The organism is Gracilibacillus oryzae (assembly GCF_009498735.1).
In the GTDB taxonomy this organism is placed as follows: domain Bacteria; phylum Bacillota; class Bacilli; order Bacillales; family Amphibacillaceae; genus Gracilibacillus; species Gracilibacillus oryzae.
In genome coordinates, this window is record NZ_ML762426.1 from 177,406 (window position 1) to 198,854 (window position 21,449).

Annotated in this window: 30 protein-coding genes and 1 other annotated feature; of the genes, 26 read left to right on the plus strand and 4 right to left on the minus strand. The window is 37.7% G+C overall.

Translation table 11 applies throughout. The features are described 5' to 3' along the window. Positions 1 to 12 precede the first annotated feature (12 nt). Both F9U64_RS06170 and opp4A read left to right on the plus strand, forming a co-directional pair. Positions 13 to 909: an ABC transporter permease gene (locus tag F9U64_RS06170; RefSeq protein ID WP_153402135.1), complete on the plus strand. Its 897-nt coding sequence runs from the start codon at positions 13 to 15 to the stop codon at positions 907 to 909. A gap of 17 nt (positions 910 to 926) precedes the next feature. Then, a complete protein-coding gene (opp4A, locus tag F9U64_RS06175) occupies positions 927 to 2,804 on the plus strand; it encodes an oligopeptide ABC transporter substrate-binding protein (protein WP_228275601.1) in 1,878 nt (625 codons plus the stop codon). A gap of 60 nt (positions 2,805 to 2,864) precedes the next feature. Here the strand turns inward: opp4A and tlp are convergent, their stop codons facing one another. Further along, entirely contained in the window at positions 2,865 to 3,098 is a 234-nt protein-coding gene (gene tlp / locus F9U64_RS06180; RefSeq protein ID WP_228275602.1) for a small acid-soluble spore protein Tlp, read from the minus strand. 239 nt (positions 3,099 to 3,337) lie between these two features. On the opposite strand from tlp, the gene F9U64_RS06185 reads away from it, so the two are divergent. Beyond that, positions 3,338 to 4,231 (plus strand): protein kinase family protein, encoded by an 894-nt coding sequence (locus F9U64_RS06185; RefSeq protein WP_153402272.1) that lies wholly within the window; start codon positions 3,338 to 3,340, stop codon positions 4,229 to 4,231. After that, positions 4,228 to 4,680 carry a GNAT family N-acetyltransferase gene (locus tag F9U64_RS06190; RefSeq protein WP_153402137.1) on the plus strand — a complete coding sequence of 151 codons (453 nt, stop codon included), beginning with the start codon at positions 4,228 to 4,230 and terminating at the stop codon, positions 4,678 to 4,680. Before F9U64_RS06185 ends, F9U64_RS06190 begins: the two co-directional genes overlap by 4 nt. A gap of 44 nt (positions 4,681 to 4,724) precedes the next feature. On the opposite strand, the gene F9U64_RS06195 is transcribed toward F9U64_RS06190, so the two are convergent. Next, a complete protein-coding gene (locus tag F9U64_RS06195; RefSeq protein ID WP_153402273.1) occupies positions 4,725 to 5,237 on the minus strand; it encodes a DUF3231 family protein in 513 nt (170 codons plus the stop codon). Between the two features lie 146 nt (positions 5,238 to 5,383). Here F9U64_RS06195 and F9U64_RS06200 point away from each other — a divergent pair, with 146 nt between their 5' ends. Beyond that, a complete protein-coding gene (locus F9U64_RS06200; protein ID WP_153402138.1) occupies positions 5,384 to 6,082 on the plus strand; it encodes a DUF421 domain-containing protein in 699 nt (232 codons plus the stop codon). A 110-nt stretch (positions 6,083 to 6,192) separates the two neighbouring features. Here F9U64_RS06200 and F9U64_RS06205 read toward each other — a convergent pair whose 3' ends face one another. Continuing rightward, entirely contained in the window at positions 6,193 to 6,315 is a 123-nt protein-coding gene (locus F9U64_RS06205; RefSeq protein WP_153402139.1) for a YjcZ family sporulation protein, read from the minus strand. 185 nt (positions 6,316 to 6,500) lie between these two features. On the opposite strand from F9U64_RS06205, the gene F9U64_RS06210 reads away from it, so the two are divergent. From F9U64_RS06210 to F9U64_RS06300, 18 genes are all read left to right on the plus strand, one after another. Continuing rightward, a complete protein-coding gene (locus F9U64_RS06210) occupies positions 6,501 to 6,836 on the plus strand; it encodes a hypothetical protein (RefSeq protein ID WP_153402140.1) in 336 nt (111 codons plus the stop codon). 115 nt (positions 6,837 to 6,951) lie between these two features. Next, the gene (locus tag F9U64_RS06215) at positions 6,952 to 7,665 is read left to right on the plus strand and encodes a YwaF family protein (RefSeq protein ID WP_153402141.1); all 714 of its coding nucleotides are present in this window, start codon (positions 6,952 to 6,954) and stop codon (positions 7,663 to 7,665) included. Positions 7,666 to 7,684: 19 nt separating this feature from the next. Next, positions 7,685 to 8,305 (plus strand): zinc dependent phospholipase C family protein, encoded by a 621-nt coding sequence (locus F9U64_RS06220; protein ID WP_153402142.1) that lies wholly within the window; start codon positions 7,685 to 7,687, stop codon positions 8,303 to 8,305. Positions 8,306 to 8,325: 20 nt separating this feature from the next. Next, positions 8,326 to 8,631 carry a putative quinol monooxygenase gene (locus F9U64_RS06225; protein WP_153402143.1) on the plus strand — a complete coding sequence of 102 codons (306 nt, stop codon included), beginning with the start codon at positions 8,326 to 8,328 and terminating at the stop codon, positions 8,629 to 8,631. Between the two features lie 7 nt (positions 8,632 to 8,638). Beyond that, positions 8,639 to 9,268 carry a hypothetical protein gene (locus F9U64_RS06230; protein WP_153402144.1) on the plus strand — a complete coding sequence of 210 codons (630 nt, stop codon included), beginning with the start codon at positions 8,639 to 8,641 and terminating at the stop codon, positions 9,266 to 9,268. 32 nt (positions 9,269 to 9,300) lie between these two features. Continuing rightward, positions 9,301 to 9,735 (plus strand): hypothetical protein, encoded by a 435-nt coding sequence (locus F9U64_RS06235; protein ID WP_153402145.1) that lies wholly within the window; start codon positions 9,301 to 9,303, stop codon positions 9,733 to 9,735. Between the two features lie 13 nt (positions 9,736 to 9,748). Then, the gene (locus F9U64_RS06240; RefSeq protein ID WP_194287296.1) at positions 9,749 to 10,555 is read left to right on the plus strand and encodes a multinuclear nonheme iron-dependent oxidase; all 807 of its coding nucleotides are present in this window, start codon (positions 9,749 to 9,751) and stop codon (positions 10,553 to 10,555) included. A 277-nt stretch (positions 10,556 to 10,832) separates the two neighbouring features. Next, complete coding sequence (locus F9U64_RS06245) at positions 10,833 to 11,342, plus strand: GNAT family N-acetyltransferase (RefSeq protein ID WP_153402147.1); 510 nt, start codon at positions 10,833 to 10,835, stop codon at positions 11,340 to 11,342. Between the two features lie 402 nt (positions 11,343 to 11,744). Then, the gene (locus F9U64_RS06250; protein ID WP_153402148.1) at positions 11,745 to 12,278 is read left to right on the plus strand and encodes a P-loop nucleotide/nucleoside kinase family protein; all 534 of its coding nucleotides are present in this window, start codon (positions 11,745 to 11,747) and stop codon (positions 12,276 to 12,278) included. Positions 12,279 to 12,281: 3 nt separating this feature from the next. Then, complete coding sequence (locus tag F9U64_RS06255) at positions 12,282 to 12,668, plus strand: hypothetical protein (protein WP_153402149.1); 387 nt, start codon at positions 12,282 to 12,284, stop codon at positions 12,666 to 12,668. Between the two features lie 47 nt (positions 12,669 to 12,715). Beyond that, on the plus strand, positions 12,716 to 13,525 hold the full coding sequence (locus F9U64_RS06260) for a GNAT family N-acetyltransferase (protein WP_153402150.1): 810 nt from the start codon (positions 12,716 to 12,718) through the stop codon (positions 13,523 to 13,525). 13 nt (positions 13,526 to 13,538) lie between these two features. Further along, positions 13,539 to 13,784: a hypothetical protein gene (locus F9U64_RS06265; RefSeq protein ID WP_153402151.1), complete on the plus strand. Its 246-nt coding sequence runs from the start codon at positions 13,539 to 13,541 to the stop codon at positions 13,782 to 13,784. A gap of 31 nt (positions 13,785 to 13,815) precedes the next feature. After that, entirely contained in the window at positions 13,816 to 14,703 is an 888-nt protein-coding gene (locus F9U64_RS06270) for a PhzF family phenazine biosynthesis protein (protein ID WP_153402152.1), read from the plus strand. A gap of 23 nt (positions 14,704 to 14,726) precedes the next feature. Next, the gene (locus F9U64_RS06275; RefSeq protein WP_153402153.1) at positions 14,727 to 14,918 is read left to right on the plus strand and encodes a DUF4083 family protein; all 192 of its coding nucleotides are present in this window, start codon (positions 14,727 to 14,729) and stop codon (positions 14,916 to 14,918) included. Positions 14,919 to 15,298: 380 nt separating this feature from the next. Further along, entirely contained in the window at positions 15,299 to 15,445 is a 147-nt protein-coding gene (locus F9U64_RS06285) for a hypothetical protein (protein ID WP_153402155.1), read from the plus strand. A gap of 338 nt (positions 15,446 to 15,783) precedes the next feature. Next, positions 15,784 to 17,424 (plus strand): methionine--tRNA ligase, encoded by a 1,641-nt coding sequence (gene metG / locus F9U64_RS06290; protein WP_153402156.1) that lies wholly within the window; start codon positions 15,784 to 15,786, stop codon positions 17,422 to 17,424. A gap of 103 nt (positions 17,425 to 17,527) precedes the next feature. Next, the gene (locus F9U64_RS06295) at positions 17,528 to 17,956 is read left to right on the plus strand and encodes a MerR family transcriptional regulator (RefSeq protein ID WP_153402157.1); all 429 of its coding nucleotides are present in this window, start codon (positions 17,528 to 17,530) and stop codon (positions 17,954 to 17,956) included. After that, positions 17,953 to 18,303 carry a DUF4260 domain-containing protein gene (locus F9U64_RS06300; protein WP_153402158.1) on the plus strand — a complete coding sequence of 117 codons (351 nt, stop codon included), beginning with the start codon at positions 17,953 to 17,955 and terminating at the stop codon, positions 18,301 to 18,303. Before F9U64_RS06295 ends, F9U64_RS06300 begins: the two co-directional genes overlap by 4 nt. Positions 18,304 to 18,339: 36 nt before the next feature. Here the strand turns inward: F9U64_RS06300 and F9U64_RS06305 are convergent, their stop codons facing one another. Continuing rightward, the gene (locus F9U64_RS06305; protein WP_153402159.1) at positions 18,340 to 19,146 is read right to left on the minus strand and encodes a methyltransferase domain-containing protein; all 807 of its coding nucleotides are present in this window, start codon (positions 19,144 to 19,146) and stop codon (positions 18,340 to 18,342) included. A 56-nt stretch (positions 19,147 to 19,202) separates the two neighbouring features. Next, positions 19,203 to 19,413: a binding site (T-box leader), on the minus strand. 342 nt (positions 19,414 to 19,755) lie between these two features. Between F9U64_RS06305 and F9U64_RS06310 the strand changes: the two genes are divergently transcribed. From F9U64_RS06310 to F9U64_RS06320, 3 genes are read left to right on the plus strand one after another with little or no spacing between them, the layout of a single operon-like run. Continuing rightward, positions 19,756 to 20,181, plus strand: coding sequence for a GNAT family N-acetyltransferase (locus tag F9U64_RS06310; RefSeq protein ID WP_153402160.1), 426 nt, complete (start codon positions 19,756 to 19,758; stop codon positions 20,179 to 20,181). Position 20,182: 1 nt separating this feature from the next. Beyond that, the gene (locus F9U64_RS06315) at positions 20,183 to 20,782 is read left to right on the plus strand and encodes a histidine phosphatase family protein (RefSeq protein ID WP_153402161.1); all 600 of its coding nucleotides are present in this window, start codon (positions 20,183 to 20,185) and stop codon (positions 20,780 to 20,782) included. Between the two features lie 5 nt (positions 20,783 to 20,787). After that, positions 20,788 to 21,210 carry an NUDIX hydrolase gene (locus F9U64_RS06320; RefSeq protein ID WP_153402162.1) on the plus strand — a complete coding sequence of 141 codons (423 nt, stop codon included), beginning with the start codon at positions 20,788 to 20,790 and terminating at the stop codon, positions 21,208 to 21,210. Positions 21,211 to 21,449 lie beyond the last annotated feature (239 nt).

Below are 21,449 nucleotides of genomic sequence, written 5' to 3' on the forward strand. Positions count from 1 at the left end.
GAGGTGTAAATGATGTTGCAATCAGAAGCTGTGAAACAAAAACCGATGCGTAGTCCATCAAGCTGGAGTATTTTGTGGCGGGAAATAGTACGAGACAAACTGGCGCTAATTTCACTTATTTTCCTAGTGATTACCATGGCATTTGTTTATGGTATATCCTTAATTCTTAATCAATCAGAAATTGTAAAAGTTGATTTATTTGCGATTCATGAGCCGCCTTCTGAGAATTTTTTGCTTGGAACGGATTATGGCGGCAGGGACGTTTTTGGACAATTGATTATTGGAACAAGAAACTCCATTTCTATCGGCATCCTGGTAACACTTATCAGCGGAATAGTCGGCATTATAATGGGTGTGGTATCAGGTTATTTTGGTGGTACCGTTGATAATATTTTGATGCGTATCCTGGATTTTTTTATGATTCTTCCGACACTAATGATTGTTATCGTCTTTGTTAGTGTTGTACCAAATTATGGGGTAATGTCCTTTTCCTTTATCATGTCGGCATTCTTATGGATGGGGATCGCTCGTTTAATCCGGTCAAAGGCCTTGCAGGAGAAAGAGCTGGATTATGTTCAGGCATCAAAGACACTTGGCTCTTCTCATCTAAAGATTATTTTTACCCAAGTCCTGCCGAATATCAGCTCATTGATTATTGTTACGATGACATTAAATTTAGCGGCAAATATCGGACTGGAATCAGGCCTTTCCTTTTTAGGTTTCGGGTTCCCTGAGAGTACTCCAAGTTTAGGGACTCTCGTCAGTTATGCAAGAAACCCGCAAACATTGGAATACCGCTGGTGGATATGGTTACCTGCATCATTATTAATTCTAATTCTGATGTTGAGTATAAATAACGTCGGTCAAGCATTAAAGCGCGCGACAGACGCAAAACAAAGAAGAGGATAAAAAAGGGAGGAATGAGAATGTCAAACAAGAAATTTCGCTGGTTGTTCTTCGCATTGGTTACAGCTTTTGTTATGATTCTGGCCGCATGTAATGAAAGTACAAGTCAAACAGAGGAAGAACCAGAAACAGAAACAGAATCAGGTGAAACGGAAACAAATGAAACAGAAGAAACTGCAGAAGAAACAGAGGAAGAGCCAGAAGACACAGAACAAGCAGATGGTCTCTATTCAATTGATAATTTTTCTAATGTGAAGGGCGAGGATGCAACACCAATTGAAGGTGGAGAGCTGACATTTGGCCTGGTTTCCGATACAGCCTTCGATGGAATTCTGAATTTCAACTTCTATGACGGTGATCCAGATGCCCAAGTCCTGGAATGGTTTGATGAAGGTATGCTGACGTGGGATGAAAACTATGTCTATACTAATGATGGCGCTGCAACTTATACGATGTCAGAAGATAATAAGACAGCAACCATTACGATTCGTGACAATGTTAACTGGCATGATGGAGAACCGGTAAAGGCAGAAGACCTGCTCTTTGCTCATGAAGTAATTGCAGATCCTGAGTATGATGGTGTTCGTTTTGATGGAACACTAAGAAATGTGGAAGGAATCGAAGAATATCATAATGGTGAAGCAGACACAATTTCAGGTATTGAGATCGTAGATGAAAAAACGTTAAAAATTACTTATAAGGAAGCAACACCTTCGCTTATTACTGGGGGAATCTGGACCTATCCATTAGCAAAACATATCTTCGGTGAGATGAATGTTGCTGACATCCCTTCTTCTCCGGAAGTACGTCAGAATCCAATCGGTTTTGGTCCGTTTAAAGTGGAAAGCATTGTACCAGGTGAATCTGTTGTTTATACAAAAAATGAAGATTATTGGAGAGGTGAGCCAAAGTTAGATAAAGTGACATTAAAAGTAGTCAATCCCAATGTGGTTGTAGAATCATTGAAAAATGGGGAAGTCGACTTAGTGAGCAGTTTCCCTGTTGATCAATTCCCTGATAATGCCGAAATGGCTAATGTTACATGGCTTGGTGTGACAGATCGTGCCTATACGTATATTGGATTTAAGCTAGGAAAATGGGATGAAGAGAATAGTGTCAATGTGTATGACCCTGAATCAAAAATGGCGAATGTAAACTTGCGTAAAGCAATGGCACATGCGCTTGATAACAATACAGTTGGTGAGCGGTTCTACCATGGTTTAAGATGGGCAGGTACAACATTGATCCCGCCATCACATCCAGAATATCATGATAGTGAGAATCCAGGTTTAGCATATGATCCAGAATTAGCGAAACAGCTTTTGGATGAAGCAGGTTATGTTGATACAAATGGTGATAATTTCAGGGAAGATCCTGAAGGAAATGAGCTTGTGATTAACTTTGCTTCCATGAGTGGCGGCGAAATTGCAGAGCCACTCGTTCAATATTATATTCAGGCATGGGGGCAAATTGGATTAAATGTACAAATGCTGGATGGTCGCCTGCATGAATTTAATTCTTTCTACGATCGTGTGGAAGCAGATGATGAGGCGATTGATATTTATCAGGCAGCATGGAGTGTTGGCATTGATGTAGATCCAGGCGGATTATGGGGCGAGCAAACTTTCTATAATATGACAAGATGGACCAACGAGGAGAATACACGCTTAATTGAGGAAGGATTATCTGAGGCTGCCTTTGACCTCGAGACACGTATCAAAACATATAAAGATTGGCAGCAATTAATGGTAGAAGAAGTACCAGCCTTCCCGACCGTATATCGTGCAATACTTGTTCCAGTAAACAACCGTGTCCAAAACTATGCAATTGGTGATGGCACAGGTATTTACCGACATCAATTAGCTGTATCAGCAGAAGCGGCGGAAACAGCAGAATAGTGAAAACAAGGTTAGGCTCCTTGTCCCAGTTAATAGGGGATTAGGAGCCTGATTCCTTTGTTATTGTTGCTGCTGGTCGTGTGCTTCGTCTTTAATTTCTGCTCTCATAGCCGCAATTGATTCTTCTCTGCGGTGATTCTTCGCAATAATAGCTTCTTTTTCTTTTCCTGAAGCAAATTGCATTGTTTCATGTGTTGCTTCAATATTCTCTATTGTGTCTTGCACTTTTTGCTGTAATTTTTCCACATTATCAGATCTGTCATCTGGATTTGGCTGGTTATGTTGTTTTACCACTTTCATTCCTCCTTCAACTTTTGATCAATTTTATTATGGGTAAAGAGAGTAGAAATATGTAGAGACTATTGTATTTAAAGATATGGTATAATTTTTCTTAATTGGAATAAAGGGAGGCGTTGTATTATGAAAAAAATGTCCAGTGCAATCGGGGTAAAACTTATTAAAGGGTGAACGTATCATTCCCCTGTAAACTACGTGATCCCTGTATTACAAGGAGGATCATTTTTGTGAAACAGATGACAATTGATAAGGCGGATTTTCAATTGCAAGAGGAACATTGCTTTGACTGGTTAAAGCCGCTTGGTGAAGTTTTTTGTGTCTTTGATCAACAAGATTCAGGCAATATCAGTTTTGGAGTAGAGAAAGACGGACAAAAATATTTTGTGAAATATGCTGGAGCAAAGCCGATCGATTTTACTGGAAACCCGGAAGAAGCAATGGAACGGTTAAGGAAGGCAGTACCAGTTTATGAATCATTAGCACACCCGCATGTAATCATGTTATTAGATCACTTTTCCACAAAAGAAGGTTATGTACTGGTATTTGAATGGTTTGAAGGGGAATGCCTGCATTCTCATTGGTCCTTTGGCGGGAAAGCTAAATATACTAATCCTCTGTCACCATTTTATCGGTTTAAGAAGTTATCAATAGAAAAAAGGTTAAAAGCATTAGATGCCATTTTTGCATTTCATGCGTATGTTGAAGCTCAAGAATATGTTGCCATTGACTTCTATGATGGCAGTATTTTATATGATTTTGAGAACGACGAAATTAAAATATGCGATATTGACTTTTATCAGAAATCACCATCTGTTAATGACAGAGGGGAGCATTTTTGGGGTGCATATCGATCAAAGTCACCAGAGGAGTTTCAGCTTGGTGCTCCAATCGATTCCATAACAAATGTCTTTAATCTCGGCGCGATCGCATTTGGGTTGCTTGGTGGAGAGATGGATCATTCCTACGCAAAATGGGAAACGAGTAGTGGGCTTTATGATGTGGCAATAAAAGCGGTAGAAGAAGATAGACAGAAAAGGTATGCAACGGTGAAGGAATTCTATCATGCCTGGAGCTTGGAATTAGAGGGAAAGCGGATGAAAATAACAAAAAAGACGGAGAGATTAACATGAAATTAGAATTCAAGAAAGTTGATCAAGACAATTATAAACAATGTGCTGCTTTGAATGTAAAGGCTGAACAAAACAATTTTGTTGCACCAAACTGGTACTCCCTTCTGGAATCACAATTTGAAGATGGTCAAAGACATCCATTGGCTATTTACAAGGAAGGAAAAATGATCGGATTTCTTATGTATGTTTATTATCAGGCCGATGAGGACTACCCTGTGGATTCATGGTGGATCGAACGATTTATGATTGATAAAAAGTATCAGAATAAAGGGCTTGGATCTGCTTCCCTTAAAGAATTTCTCCTTTTTTTCAAAGTTACATATGGAGATGTGGAGATCAGAATTTCAGCTGAACCGGAAAATGATGTTGCGATCAAGCTTTATGAAAAGATCGGCTTTGGAAAAACGGGTGAGATGGTAGGCGATGAAACTGTGTTGCTTCTGAAATAATAAGTGAAAGGAACAGATGGTGTGATATCTGTTCCTTTTTGACATTAACAATCTTCAGAATGGCTGTGATGCAATGGTGGTGGAATTAACCAGCCTTTTTCTTTGTTCAGGCGAAGGACTTTTGCCCCTAGTGTCGCTTTTTGTGTATGAAATTGTCCGAACATCATGGCAATATCTTCACGAATCGATTGCCCCATAATCTGGCTGCATGTTACTAAACCTGCTGCAATGGATGCTGATAAAGCAGCCGCAATCTCCTGGTCCATAAAACGCGCCCCAGCAGGAATGTCTTCTAAACGTGCATGAGGACGTTCAGGTGGTGTTGGAGGCAGTCCAATCCCGTTTTCTTTTAATAACGTTTCGATTTGCTTCATTTCTTGATTACTCGCATCTATTGCTTCCTGTAGTAATTTACGAAGGTCTTCATCCCCGGCATGATTCAATTTCGTCTGATAACCTGCTACCATCCCTTTTGCTCCAGAGAGAAATGACCAAGCTGAAAAAACTTCACCATAATGCATCGGCTCATTCGCAGGATTTCCACTTAAAACTCCCATAACTACACTCCTTAGTTTTTCTTTGAATTTCATTATAATACTCCTTGCCGAAGCGATATACTTAGATAGTTTTCTTAATGTAAGAAAATTTATGCAAAGTAAATCCCTGCTTTTAGAACATACTATGAGAAAAAGAGGTGGCGTATATGAATACTCCAGAGCTTCTGTTAAGGGTTGTAATTGCATTTGTTGTTCTGTTTACACTTGCCAGAATTATGGGAAGAAAAGAGATCAGCCAGATGACATTTTTCAATTTTGTTTCTGCAATTGCGATTGGTTCCCTTGCAGCTACTTTTGTCCTGAATCAAAATATTAGTATTCTTAATGGGGTTCTTGCATTAATTGGATGGGCCATTTTCACTCTTGCCATGGGGGTTATCGATATTAAATCAAAAAATGGTCGTAAAATTACAACAGGTGAACCGGTCATTCTGATAAAAGAAGGGGAAATCATGGAAAATTCATTAAGAAAAACACGATTAGATATGGACTCGTTAAATGCCTTGCTTCGTGAAAAAGATGTTTTTTCATTAAAGGATGTAGATTATGCAGTTTTTGAAACTAGCGGGAAGCTATCTGTACTAAAAAAGATGGATCAGCAGCATGCAACAAAAGGTGATCTGCAGATTCAGACAACCCCTTCTGTTTACCCGACTGCTACCCAGGTGGTTAGTGATGGGAATGTTATTCTTAATAACCTGAAGCGGTTGAACCTTGATGATAACTGGTTAAATCAGCAGCTTGAGAATAATGGAATTAATAATATTAATGAAGTATTTTATGCAGAAGTGCAGCAGGATGGGTCTCTTTTTATCGATCAGAAAGACGATAAGATGGTTCATTAGAAAGGAAGCTGAACGGAGTAAGTGGAAATGGAACAGAGGCAGACCAAATCAGATGCGATTTGGTCTGCTTTCTCACTTTATTCTTTAGTTAATTCAAACGTTGGGTAATTCTAGTAATACCCGCCGCCGTAACCGCCGCCATACCCGCCTCCGAATGCACCAGCACCTACGATGATAAGCAGGATAAACAATACAACAACAAATGCGAAGCCGCCACCAGCTCCATAACTCATATAAATTCCTCCTTTTGTTGGGGTAATAACATCTTATGAATCAGGGATAAATGTGGAAGGGCTAGTGCGGGTTATAAACGATTGGACCTGCCCATATTCTCTCATCAAAATCTCATTCTCCTCTCACTTTTCTATCAATAATGTAGTGTATCATCTACATTAGAACAACAGGAAAGGAGATAAATATGAAACAACGGATAATTTTACTTTGCCTGCTTATTGCAGGGCTTACTGCATGTGATGAGGGACAAATTGATGGCCAGAAATATACAGAAGAATCTAAACAAGCGTTAACTGCTGATCAGTTCCAGGAATATCATATATTGAATCAAACAATTGATTTGCAAAATTTAACTCAAATAATAGTTGAAGATAATGCTTCAAAAAGAGTGATTCTTTTTGAAACAGAATTGGGAGAAGAAATCTATAAGAGTATCTATATAAAAGAAACCAGCAGATTAAAAATCATTCATCTAGGGGAAAAGGGGTTAATTTTTAACGAAACGATAATGAAAGGATAAATTTCCAAAAAAGAAATCACTTTTTTGGAATAATATGTTACTATAAGGCTGGTCATATATTTTTGGAAGAAGAATAATTAGTTGTTTTTTTGACTTATGGAAGGAGTGGAACAGAATGAAAGGACTCTATAGTTTTGATCAGACAGAATATCCATTTCAGATGTTTTCTCTTTCTCATTTTTTTATGATATTGGTTACTTTGGTGCTGCTTTTGTTTTTGTATAATTATCGGGAAGGTATAAAACGAAGATTTAAGCGGGAATTAAAATATATGTTGGTGGTTTCTCTCATTTTAGGTGAAGTTACGTTCCATTTGTGGTACATACTTGATGACAGATGGAATGCTGTAACCAATTTACCACTTCAGTTATGCTCAATTTCATTATATCTGTGTACCATCATGTTGCTGACAAGAAATTACAGAATATTCGAAATTTCATTCTTTGTAAGCATGACAGGTGCATTCATCGCCATTGTTACTCCAGAGCTTTTTTTCGGTTTTCCTCATTTAAGGTTTTTTCAGTTTTTTCTTGCACATATAGCAATTGTTTTATCCTGTTTTTACATGGTATGGATGGAAGAATATAAACCAACTTTCGGTTCTGTGATTCGATCATTTACCGTCCTGAACATCATCGCTTTCTTTGTTTTTATTGTGAATCAGACGGTAGGCTCCAATTATATGTTTTTAGGAAGGAAGCCTAGCAATGGCAGTATTATAGACTTCCTGGGTCCGTATCCATGGTATATTCTATCGCTTGAAGTGGTAGCTTTTGGGGTGTTTGTCATCTTGTATTTTGTTTTGTTTAAATTGCCGAAAAGACATTGAAGGGAAGGGTAGGAGAAAGATGGGTTCAAGAATGATGCATATGATTATTGGGAATAAAGTGGCAGAGTCTTTGTCCATACAAGACAAGACTGCTTTTCTGCTTGGAAGTATTGCACCAGATGCGGTATTTACTCATGATGAAAAGAACTTATCACATTTCTTTATTGGTAAAGTAGAAGACTATACAAGAAGCATTGACTACAAAGGGTTTCTGCAGAAATACCAATCGGAGGAGGGGAACGATTATATCCTCGGATATTGTGCACATCTGATTGCTGATGATATATGGCTGAGAGGGTTTAATCTGTCCTGGCTAAGAAACAGAATGGCTGCAGATGAGGGCTTGTACAAGTTATATCATAACGATTTCCGCTTACTGAATGGGAAATTGCTAGATTATTATAATATAAAAGATGAATGGAAAGAAAGTCTCCAGCCATTTTCCCCTGTATTAGACCTGGAAGAAGTGAAGTCAGAGGATGTGGAACGATTTGTGCCTTATGTTTTAGGTGATATGGATTATCCTGAGGATGTTGTGAAAGAAAAGCTGAATGTTTTTACATTTGATCAAATCGTTGGTTACATAGAAACATCTATAGAAGTGGCGATAGTGAAATTAGAGCCGATTGTTAACATTTGAGAAAAACTGGAGGAGAAAAAATGAGTAAATACAGTATCTTTGGAAAGTTTCTCGTACAGGAACAAAATCGAGGAACCTTGGTTGAAATTTTATTGGAAGCAGCTGATTCTATGAAAGAACTCGAAGATTGCGAGATTTACCTTGTGAGTGTATCAGAAGCGGAACCAAATGCTGTCTATGTTTATGAAATATGGACAAATGAAACTGCTCATCAGGCTTCTTTACAACTTGAAGTAACTCAAACCTTAATAAAACGGGCAAAACCGATCATTAAAGGAATGGAAAGAATCAATACGCTTGAGACAATTGGCGGGAAAGGGGTTTAATGAAGGATTGTGTTTAAGTAAAAGAATTTATATGATCTTATTTTTCTTGCTTGTTTTTTTACTGGTGGGTAGTGGGTGTTCTGCTGAGGAAAACACGGGAGACCAGCCCACCATAACGAAAAATCCTGATTCCGAGTATGAACAAACGTTTTCGGACTTGAACTTAGGGGTTTTATTCCATTTTGACTTTTATTTACCTCAAGCGGATAACAGGTGGGTAGACATATGGGTAGAAAAATACAGTGATGGAAAAATGAAAGCAGAGCCTCTAATTCAACTTTCTTATGGTCATAGTCCTGATAGTGTACAGGAAGGTCGTTTAGGATTTGGAATGATTAATCATGATACACAAACTCCGCTTTTATTTCTTTTTGCACCTGGTATGAGTACAGAGCCTGAAGTAATAGATAAGCAATCTGATACAGAAACTATAACTTGGAATTATACCATTGGTGAGGAAAAAACCGAATTGGAATTAGGGGAAGAAATAACATTAGCAGCTTATCGTGAAAAAGAAGGAAGCTCAATTAGAACAGAAGATTTCCAAGATGAAGAATCTATTAATAGGATCATTGAAGAAGGAGACATGGTTATGTTGCTAAAGTTGAAGGTGACGGAAGAATCTCCTGAACAATAAGAGAATGCTAATGGAGGACAGGAGAAGTTGACATGAATTCTAAATGGAAAAGTATTCTTGTTTTTCTAGCTTTTTTAACTGTTTTAGGCTGTTCTGACAGAGAACCACCTGGTTTAACTATTTCTGTTGGAAAGGAGACTGTGAGAGCAACACTTGGAAGCTATAATTGGAGTTATGACCAGCCTTTAAATGGTACCAGGGCAGAAATAGATGCTCATTCTGCTGTTCCGCCAGAATTAGTGAGCGGAGATAATACAATGGAAGTAACAGCTAATGCAGAGGTTGAACTTGATTTTGAAAAAGAACCAATTAGTTATACCGTGAGAATATGGGATGATGATCATAATATTATTAGCAAATCTGATAATGTTGTACTTTCTGGTGAAGGCAAGGTTGTTTATGAGGTGTCAGCAGAGTGGGAACAAGGTACGGCGAGTTATACTTTTGCATTAAACATTCAAAAATGAATGAGGTGAAATGATGAAGTTAGCGGTGAACTATTCTAAAGAAGCTCATCAATTAGTAGAAGATGCTGTCATTGAAGTTGATATGTTTAAATGTCCTGACTTTAGTAAGGAGCTGATTGAAAATGCAGAGAAAACCAAGCCTTGTTATGTTCATTTCGCCCTAAATGTCGGCGATAAACAGATGAACAATGTGGATTGGGATGCAATCGAAACATTAAAACAACAGACTCAGACACCATTAATTAATGTGCATGCGGTTGCTTTTGCAAAGGATTACCCTGATATGGATGTTTTTACAAATAATTCTGCTGACAGGAATAAAATTATCGGAGCAGCAATCGCAGATTTGGAACCAGTTATCGAGAGGTTTGGTGCGGAAAATGTGGTAATGGAAAATGTAGTTTGCAGGGGCAAAAATGAAAATATGATAAAGGCAATCATCGAACCAGAGATCTTAACGGAAATTGTCAAAGAGACAGGATGCGGATTCTTACTGGACACGGCACATGCGCAAATGACATCCAAATGTCTTGGATTTGATGTGAAAAGATATCTCTCCCAATTTCCATTAGATTATTTAAAAGAATTGCATATTACCGGAATTCAATCTGATGAAAAGGGCCGATTGCGTGACAGTATGCCAATGACAGAGGATGATTGGGATCTGGCCAAATGGGTGATTGACGGAATCAAAGCAGGATACTGGCAGGAGCCATGGGTGGCAGCATTCGAATATGGCGGTGTTGGGCCGAAGTTTGAATGGAGATCAGAGGAGACAGTTTTGATAAGACAGGTGCCTTTTTTAAGAGGGTTATTATAGGTGCGGACATACTCATGGTGGGCAGATTCGTCTATTTGGCAAAACGGCAGGTGCTTATAGAAAATTTCACACAGGGTTGAAGTGCATGGAATCGAATCAGTATTTTTTTATAACTAGAGGACTGGGTACAGTGAAAATTCCGTTGCGACTTAATTGTTATCCTGAAATAGGCATATTTCGGATAAGGTAGCTTGTGTTGTAAAGAACACTACATTATGCCAATGGGGAGTTTTGGAGAAGTTACATTGAAATAACAGGCATATTGGAGTTGAAACTAATGAAAATCATCGAAACAGATAGACTATATTTAAGAGAGCTAGTTTTAGAGGACGCACTTCGATTAGCAAGTGTCCTCTCAGATCCAGAATCCATGCAATACTATCCAGCACCTTTTACTTTTTGGAAAGTTGAAAGCTGGATTAAATGGAATATAGAAAATTATGAAAAGTATAACCATGGCTTATGGGCAGTAATTTTAAAAGAGCAAGATATTTTAATTGGTGATTGCGGGATTACGATGCAGGAGATTGACGGTGAAATTGTCCCTGAAATCGGTTTTCACATAATAAAAGACTACTGGAATAAAGGGTATGCAACGGAAGCAGCAATGGCGTGTCAAAATTATGCTTTTGATGTTTTGCAATATCCTGTAGTGTATTCCTACACGACAGTAAAGAATGTTCCCTCCCAAAAAGTAGCAGAGAAAATAGGAATGAGGAAAGTAAAGGAATTTGAAAAAAATGGAGAAAAACAGGTTGTCCAAGCAGCACGTCTTTTACCTGGTTAATTTTTTTGTGGGAAAGACCAGCGTTGAGGATAGGATAAGATAAGAAAGGTCCTTTTAATCATCAAAACGGGAGAGGCACGTGGGAGATTTGATAGGAAAAGTCTGTTTAACTATCAAAACAGGAGAACCATGAGAGAGATTTGATAGGAAAAGCCTGTTTAACTATCAAAACTAGAGAACCATGAGAGAGATTTGATAGGAAAAGCCTGTTTAACTATCAAAACAGGAGAACCATGAGAGAGATTTGATAGGAAAAGTCTGTTTAACTATCAAAACAGGAGAACCATGAGAGAGATTTGATAGGAAAAGATCGTTTAATTATCAAAACTAGGGACACATGAGAGAGATTTAACAGAAAAGCTCATTTGATCGTCAAAATCATAGTGCATGAAGGAGTTGGAAATGGATAGACGCAATGTTTACATTATATCTGGACCAGCAGGTGTCGGAAAATCAACGACATCTAAGGAGCTTTTGAAAAAATTGAAAGATAGTGCCTATATTTCTGGTGATGCTGTTTCTCATATGCATATTGGCGGGAGGCAGAAGCCATGGGAAAGCAAAAAGGAAATCTCTTTAATATGGGATAATATTTTATGTCTGACAAGGAATTTCCTCAGTTACGGGAACGATGTTGTGATAGATTATGTTACCTTTCCATCTGAAGCGAACTGGCTCTTCAAGAATATAATAGATTTAGATGTCTCTGTTCATTATGTTGTTTTGTGGACAGACAAGGAGACACTTTTAAAAAGAGATCTCATGAGAAAGAAAGAGTATCAAATGGGGGATCGGTGTCTTATATTGGTTGATGAATTTCTGGATTCTGGTTTGGATGAGAAGTTTAGATTACCTAACTGTGATAAAGAGCCTGAAGCAGTTATTGGGGAGATCTTAAATAATGGAAAATTTCGATTGACAGAAAGTGATGAATGAAGAATGGAAATGTTTAAAGATACATGGAATCCAACAAAAGCAGAGATTAAATACTGGGCATTTAGTGATGAGCATATTCCTGATCAAGATTGGGAACTTGCGATAATCAGTTTTGAAAATTTACCCTTCATCATTTCATTGGCTGGAAATAAACATTGTAAGCAGACTCTTTTTTTTCTCAGTTGTTTATACGTATTCACCGGTGATATTGTTCGTCGAGGTATACGGGAAGAAGTAGATAGATTAGCAGGGTTACTGGAAGAAATAGGGAAAAATGCGCGCACTAAAGAACTTAAGTTATGGGTAGACCGTTCTAGATCCTTAATCCATAGCCCAGAAAACTATCATTATGATTATTGGGGTTTGGGTTCTAAGTACATTTATCAGTAACCACCATTCATAATGCTCAACCAATAAAACTACAGGAAGTGTAAGCAATGACCTCTTTCGTAAATAAAAAACTAGCCAATATGATCGAAAAATCAGAAATAGATGCCCTGACATCAAGACTTTCGGCAATTCAAAAGTTATCCGGAAATCCGATGAAGGTAGAAATCGAAACATTTGGTAATGCCACCGCTTTTTCCGTAAAAAACATCCCTGGTCCATCCTATAATACGGTGAAAGGATTAGAAGCTTGTGATGAACCTTTTTTAAAGCAAATTATTGAATTTTACAAACAAAAAGATATCCCGGTCAGATTTGAATTAACCCCTGCTAATACATCTCCAGAATTATTTACATCATTACATCAATCAGGTTATTACCAAGTCGATTTTCACACATCGTTATATAAGGAAATAGATAATGAGATGGAAAAAGGAGATAATTCAACTATTTCCATTCAGGAATTAAGAGAACAGGAGTTTGATATTTTTGCGGATGTTTATACACAAGGATTTCACATGCCAGCCTTTTTGAAAAATAGTATTGCACAAAATAATCAAATACTCTACAACAGTGAAAGCTGGACATTTTATCTTGCTAGTATCAACAATGAACCAGCAGGAATTGGAGTTTTATTTAAACAAAATAATGTAGCTAACCTTGCAGCAGCTGCAACGTTGCCAGCCTATAGAAATAAAGGAATTCAAAGTGCTTTAATTGGCATGCGGATTCATCAAGCATTTATGGAGAATTGCAAATTAATCACAGGACAGGCGAAGTTTGGTTCTGTCAGTCAAAACAATATGGAAAGAGCTGGTATGCGAATTGCTTATACCAAGGCGATATGGGAGAAACGTTGAGAAGGAGGGTTCGATGTATATTCTATTATCCATTATTTTGTGCTCTGTTCTAGGATATGTCCTGTTAATGCTGGGACCAATATTTGGCGGCATTATTGCATTCGGCATTGTGGCAGGATGTTTATTTCGGGGGATATATTTGCTGAATCAGATTAATACAAAATTATCTGCATCTGAGGAAGAGGTAAAAGAGCATGTGAATCCTTTGGATAGTGCGAGCAGTTATAAAAAGTACAGAGAAGAAAGAGATGCTGAGTAATTTATAGACAGAGTAAAGGGAGGGTGTGGATTTGAAGAGAGTAAAGGTTTTTCATTATGATGCATTTAGCAGGGAACCAAATAAGGGGAATCCTGCTGGGGTTGTTTTGAATGGTGATCAATTAACGGAAGCGGAAATGCAGGAAGTTGCGTTACAAGTAGGCTTTAATGAGACTGCCTTTGTTGTTCCATCCGAATTGGCAGATATTAGAATACGCTTTTTCACACCAGGCCATGAAATGAACCTGTGTGGACATGCAACGATGGCAACTGTTTACGCACTGAAGAGCAGAGGCTTGCTGGATGGTAAAGAACAGATCACCCTTGAAACAAGGGCGGGGATTTTACCAGTAACAATCAAAAATACTGAAGATGATATTAAGATTACGATGAAACAAGCTTCTCCTCAATTTAAAGAATTCAATGGTTCAAAAGGTGAGTTGGCGAAAACAATCGGCTTGGAGGAAAAAGACATTGATCATACTTTGCCGATCCTCTATGGAAGTACAGGAACCTGGACCTTATTAGTACCAATCAAAGAGCTGAGTTCTTTTGACAGGATGAATCCGAACAATAAAGAATTCCCTCACATTTTAACAGAAATGCCGAAAGCATCCGTTCATCCTTTCTGTTTGGAGACCTATGATCACAATGCTGACATGCATGCAAGGCATTTTTCTTCACCATATTCAGGTACGATTGAGGATGCGGTTACTGGGACTGCATCTGGTGTAATGGGAGCATATTTTGCCAAATTTCTCAATAATGACGGTCAGGAATCTGTTCATTTGATTGTGGAGCAAGGGCAGGAGATAGGAAAAGCTGGAAAAGTTTTTGTTAATGTTTCACAGAAAATGGATGTGGAAATTACAGGCGAGGCTGTTCATGTTCGGGATTTTGAGATATTGCTGGATTCGTAAAAATAAAAAGGAGGCGGCATGTTATGGAGATTGGAAGTGCCAATGTTGTTATTCCAATATTCTTCTTTGCACTTATTATTTTGAGTGCCGTGTTTTTTACGCTGTTGATTCGATGGCTGCTTATCAGTTCTTCTGCAAGCAGAAATCAATCAGCACAAATGGAAGCGAAATTGGACAGAATTATTGAATTGCTTGAGGAAGATAAGAATAGATGACAATTTTGATAGATGTAAGTTGATTGAAATTCATCATGAATTCAAAACAGGAGCATTCCTGTCAAGTTATGCAGTCAAGAAGCAGTCATAACGTCAAAACAGAATAGCAAGTGGAGAGTTATGCAGTCAAGAAGCAGTCATACCATCAAAACCGAAGAGCAAGTGGAGAGTTATGCAGTCAAGAAACAGTCATAACATCAAAACCGAAGAACAAGTGGAGAGTTATGCAGTCAAGAAGCATTCATACCATCAAAACCGAAGAGCAAGTGGAGAGTTATGCAGTCAAGAAGCAGTCATAGCATCAAAACCGAAGAGCAGGTGAAGAGTTATGCAGTCAAGAAGCAGTCATAGCATCAAAACCGAAGAGCAGGTGAAGAGTTATGCAGTCAAGAAGCATTCATACCATCAAAACCGAAGAGCAAGTGGAAAGTTATGCAGTTAAGAAGCAGTCATACCATCAAAACCGAAGAGCAAGTGGAAAGTTATGCAGTCAAGAAGCAGTCATACCATCAATTATTTGTGAGTGAGAAATTAGATGTTGACTTAAATTTAGCAAAATGCAATAATTAGTTAATTCTATAACGTTAAACAAAAGCAATGATGGGAAGAGTGAAAGGAAGCATTGAATAGTTGATTGAATATGGTCTCAGAGCTTCACGGCTGAACTTTTGAAAGTAAGGCTGTGACGAGATTTGGCACTCGTTATAAATGTCAGGGTATAAGAACATGAAAATGGTTCCGTACTTTTAGAGGCTGATTATGTGAGTAATTAGTGAAATAAGGTGGTAACACGGGTATAACCTCGTCCTTAGACAATTTTGTCTTTGGGCGGGGTTTTTTGTATTTAAATAAAGGAGGATTCTCAATGAATGTATTAATTGGAGGAGCATGGCCATATGCCAATGGATCGCTGCATTTAGGACACATAGCAAGTTTATTGCCAGGCGATATTTTGGCTCGATATTATCGTTTGAAAGGGGAGAATGTGCTGTATGTCTCAGGGAGTGATTGCAACGGGACACCCATTACAATCAGAGCAAGGCAAGAAGGGTGTACGGCTAAAGCAATTGCTGATCGATACCATCAGGAGTTTCGAGAGTGTTTTGAAAAGCTTGGTTTCACTTATGATTACTACACACGGACAGACTCAGAACATCATCATAAGATTGTTCAAAAGATCTTCTTAGAATTACTGGATAATAAAAAAGTCTATAAAAAAGAAATGGAGCAAGCTTTTTGTGGTACATGTGATCAATTTTTACCTGACCGATTCGTTGAGGGAAAATGTCCGAACTGTGGCAAAGATGCAAGAGGTGATCAATGCGATCATTGTTCCAAAATATTAGATCCGCTGGAACTGCTGAAAAAGATATGTAAGCTATGTGGCGAATCCCCGACAACAAGAGCTACTGAACACTTTTATTTTCAATTAAGTGCATTTCAGGCTCAATTAGAATCATACGTCAGATCTGTCAGCGAAAAAGGATTATGGCGTGATAATGCGATTAAGTTAACAGAACGATACTTAAAGGAGGGATTGCATGATCGTGCAGTTTCAAGAGATTTACCAATTGGGGTTCCTGTCCCTGTAAAGGGGTATGAGGATAAGAAGATTTATGTCTGGATGGAAGCAGTTTCCGGTTATTATTCTGCCAGCAAAAAGTGGGCGGAAGAGAATAATGAAGATGATTCGGCTTTCTGGAGAGAGGATACAATGTCTTATTATATTCACGGGAAAGACAATATTCCATTTCATTCGATCATTTGGCCTTCCATTTTATTAGGGATAAATAATCATAGCCTACCTTCTCAGATTGTTTCAAATGAGTATTTAACTGTAGAGGGGCGAAAACTCTCCACAAGTAAAAATTGGGCCGTCTGGATTCCGGATTTAGTCGATCATTATCACCCAGATTCCATTCGTTACTTTTTAACCATTAATGCTCCAGAGAATCGGGATACTGATTTTTCCTGGAGAGAATTTGTATACAGTCATAACAGCGAATTATTAGGGGCATATGGTAATTTCGTTAACAGAACGTTGAAGTTTATTGAAAAATCATTTGCTGGTGTGATACCAAATGGCAAAATCGATGAGCAGATTGAGGTAAAAGTTAAGACACTGTATTCTGAGGCAGGGGTACTGATAGAAGAAGCACATTTTAAGCAAGCATTGGAAAAGTTATTCGAATTTGTGAGAAGTGCCAATAAATATTTTGATGTGAAACAACCATGGGTTCAAGTTAAGGAATCTCCTGAAGAATGTAAAGCTACTTTAGCGACATGTGTCTATATTATTGCAAATCTTGCTCAATTGTTAAGTCCATTCCTGCCTTTTTCAAGTGATTGTGTAAGAGAGTTTTTAGCCATACAAGAGTTAGAATGGGAGCCAATTGAGGTGAATTCAATAACAATAAATGATGTTCAGCCATTGTTTGAGAGACTGGATGTTTCTGTTATTGACTTGGAGGTTAGAAAGTTAAGAGAACAATCCAGCATCCAATAACTTTACAATTTTAAACAGCTAGGAAATCATACCTGTCAATGAATTGAATTTATATTGACTATAGAGTTAACTCCAATGTTATAGTTGCTTTGAGGTGAGGAAAATGCAAATAAAAGATTTTGCAAAGGAATATCACATCCAGACAGATACGATCCGATATTATGAGAAAGAAGGCTTATTGAAACCTTCAAGAAAAGAGAATGGATATCGTCACTATGATGAGAACTGTGAAAAACAGATTCAGTTTATTATTGCATTAAAACAAATAGGATTCACATTAAAAGAAATTAAGCAGCTGCTCATAATGGAAAGTAAACCAATCTCCATGGAATGTAATGTTTTAACAGTAGACTTTCTTGATCAGAAATTAGAGGAACTTGAGCAGAAAATTCAGTTTTACCAGCAAGCAGTCAAAACACTGCAGCAAGTTAAAGACATGATAAATGATGGAAAATTTGAAGAAAATAAAGGACAGGTAGAGCATATGATGCTGCAGCTATTTGAAAAAAGCCTGGAGAGGAATAAAACATGAAGGCTCAGTACTTGATACGATTGGAAAATGGATTAGCATTCGCAGCTTGTTTCTTTTTATACGTGAACCTGAATTTTTCGATATGGGTTTTCTTCCTTTTTTTACTGGTTCCTGATCTTAGCATGCTAGGTTATTTATTCAATCATAAAGCAGGCGCAATTATCTATAATTTGGGGCACAGCTTTATTATCCCTATTTTTATTGGGTTCAGTTATTGGTATTTTTCAAAAGATTATTTATTAATGATCTCCTTAATCTGGCTTGCTCATATATTTATGGATCGACTCTTTGGGTTTGGTTTGAAATATAACCACTCTTTCAAAATCACGCATATACAAAAAATATAACCAAGGAAAGAGAAAAAACGACTCTTTCCTTGGTACTTATTTTTTACATCCACTAACAGCTAATAAATACATCTCCATTGACTCAGCAGAGGTATTGATCCAGTCTCGATATTCTTCAACGGCACCAGCTCGTTCTGTTTCTGTGATATAACCGTCAGCAACTAATTGATGTCCTCTCGAATCAGCAACTTCCGCCCAAATAGAAACTCTCTGCTTGAAATCATGATCACTTTTCGTTACTGTTTCATGCTGGACTGACGTTTCTATATTTGTCAGTCCGTTTGCTGAAAACATGTCAGCTAAATGATCAGCAATACGATTATCCATCCCGGCATCAGACCTCCATTTGAGAAATGCCTTGTAGAAATACTGCATGCTTTCGGGCGGATCAGGACTCCATTTAATTTTTTCATGATTATAATCAAGAACTACGATACAGCCATCTGTTTTTGTTGCCTGGATCAATTTATTAAGCGCTTTTTCAGGAGAGGTAAGCCATTGTAAGACTCTTGAAGCAGTGACGACGTCGAATTGATTGTGATAATCAAGCTGATAAATATCTTTTGCGGCAAATGATAGATTGCTAAGTTCAGCATGTTTTTTGGCTGCTGAATCAATAAATTGTTTATTCTCATCAATACCGACAACTTCTCCTGGTGCAACTGTTTGAGTAATATCTGCTGTAATCGCACCAGTTCCACAGCCGATATCAAGAACACTTATCCCTGTTTGCAAAAAGTCTGTTAATCGTTGATGAGAGCGCTGCAGTGATCGACGTCCAATAATGGATGTTGTCCCTTCAGGCATCTGGGCACGATTACGAGCGATTTTTTCATTTTGCATATTAATGCACCACCTTATTAATTTTATAAATAGAAAAAGCCCCGTCTCTAAAAATATCTAGAGACGAGACTCTGCTCGCGGTACCACTCTAATTAGTTATCATGGATAACTCACTTTTTGTTATAACGGAAGAAATCCGAAAGCCCTTACTTTCTTTTCAGGGAGTTGCTCCTGGACGAGTTCAAAAGAGATAACTGCCGATTTTCACCACCCATCAGCTCTCTAAAAGATTATCTGCCTTTTACTATTTCCAATCTTTGCATTATTAGTATTTAATTATAAAATAGCATATAGGAATGGAAATCAGTTGTCAACGGTAATTTTTCGAATTATCTGATTATTTTATGAGGTATGGCAGAGCGATTTTGGAAAAAGTGTAAATGGGATTGGGATATTATGCTATTATGAAATGGTAATACTTGTTTGTAGAAGGACAGATTGACTGAGAATTACATAATGACTATGACACGCTGAAAAAATGTACATAGCACATCCCTGGTGGCTCAGGAGTATGGTATGAAGGGTATCCGTTAGAACAATATGCAACTTGCGAAAATGATGATGACTTACTTCTTTTTTTGATAAAAAGACATGTTGGGAGAGAGAATAATGGAATTACATATCACAAATGAACTGGATAAAAAAGCCAAGGATTATGTTAATGATGGGCTCTATCAATTTAATAGGAAGCATTTTCCTGACGATTTAGGAGGCAGGTACGAAGATATTGGCTTGTTTATCAAGGATGAGAATGGTCTTGTTCATGGTGGATTAATAGCAGCAGTTTGCTGGAACTGGCTTGAGATCTATCAATTATATTTGGATGAAAAGATCAGGAAACAAGGCTATGGAACGAAATTATTAGAAAAGATTGAAAGAATTGCCATAGAGAAAGATTGCGATTTTATCAAGCTGGATACTTTGAGTTTCCAAGCATTAGACTTTTATAAAAAACATGGATATGAAGTGTTTGGCAGCATTGATAACGTTGGAAGAGAGCATCAGCATTATTATTTGAAGAAGGATTTGAAATAAAATGGAGATTCTGCTGATAAGACATGGAGAATCAGAAGCTGATATTTTAAAAGTTCATGAGGGGAGGGCGGATTTTTCTTTAACAGATTTAGGAAATAAGCAAGCACAGGTAATGGCTGACAGAATATATGAAGAATTCCCGCTGGATGTGATATGGTCAAGCACGTTAAAAAGAGCAAGGGAAACAACCTCTTATCTAAGTAAACTCATGGATTGTGAAGTCCATTATGAAGATAATTTGATGGAACATAATAATGGATTATTTGCTGGAGTTGCTTTTGATAAAGCTGATCATCTAGCTATGCCACAACATTTACATGACCGATTTCCAGAGGGTGAATCATACATAGAATTCAGAATGAGAATTGAGATAATATTTTCCAAAATTATTACTGCATCCACCAATATGAAAAGAATTGCAATTGTTGCACATGGTGGAGTGATTAGTAACATACTTCAAGCTTTTCTGAAAAATCCAGTAGCTAAAGACTATTGGTTCAAAACAGGGGATACGGGAATCCATCTGGTTGAAATAAAAGAGAATGAAAGAGTGATTCATTTTCTGAATGATACGAACCATCTAAAATCGATTGGGGAATAAACAAAATGAAAAGAGTAGATGTCGCGTATGTAATGTTATTTGATGAGCGAGATGAAAAGATATTGATGGTGAAAAATAAAGGCAAAAATGGTTCATATTTTACTTTGCCTGGTGGTGCGGTAGAAGATGGTGAGACATTAGGAGAAGCAGCTGTAAGGGAAGTGAAGGAAGAAACTGGCCTCGAGATAGAAGTTGGTAATCTGCTTACAGTAAGTGAGGCTTTCTTTGTGGGGAGGGGGCATCATGCGATATTATTTACATTTATCGGCTCTATAACTGGTGGTGCTGTCGAGATTATTTATCCAGATGAAATTGAGCAGGTTACATGGATGAAAGTTGAAGAGGCGGAAAGATATTTAGATATTTCAATAGAGAATATAAAAGAAATGACAACTGTGCCATATATAATGAGAGGTATTGTAAATTAAAACGTCTCAGCAATGGACGATCCATAAAAGGGGCGTCTTTTTCACTTATGGGGGAATGGATAGAAAAGATGAGATAGTTAGAATTAGTTTACCTATCATAACTCCTCAATGGCAGTGCAGATATGATAGTTAGAAGCGTTTATCCTATCAAAAGTTATACAAGGCAGTGCAGATATGATAGTTAGAAGCGTTTATCCTATCAAAAGTTATACAAGGCAGTGCAGATATGATAGTTAGAA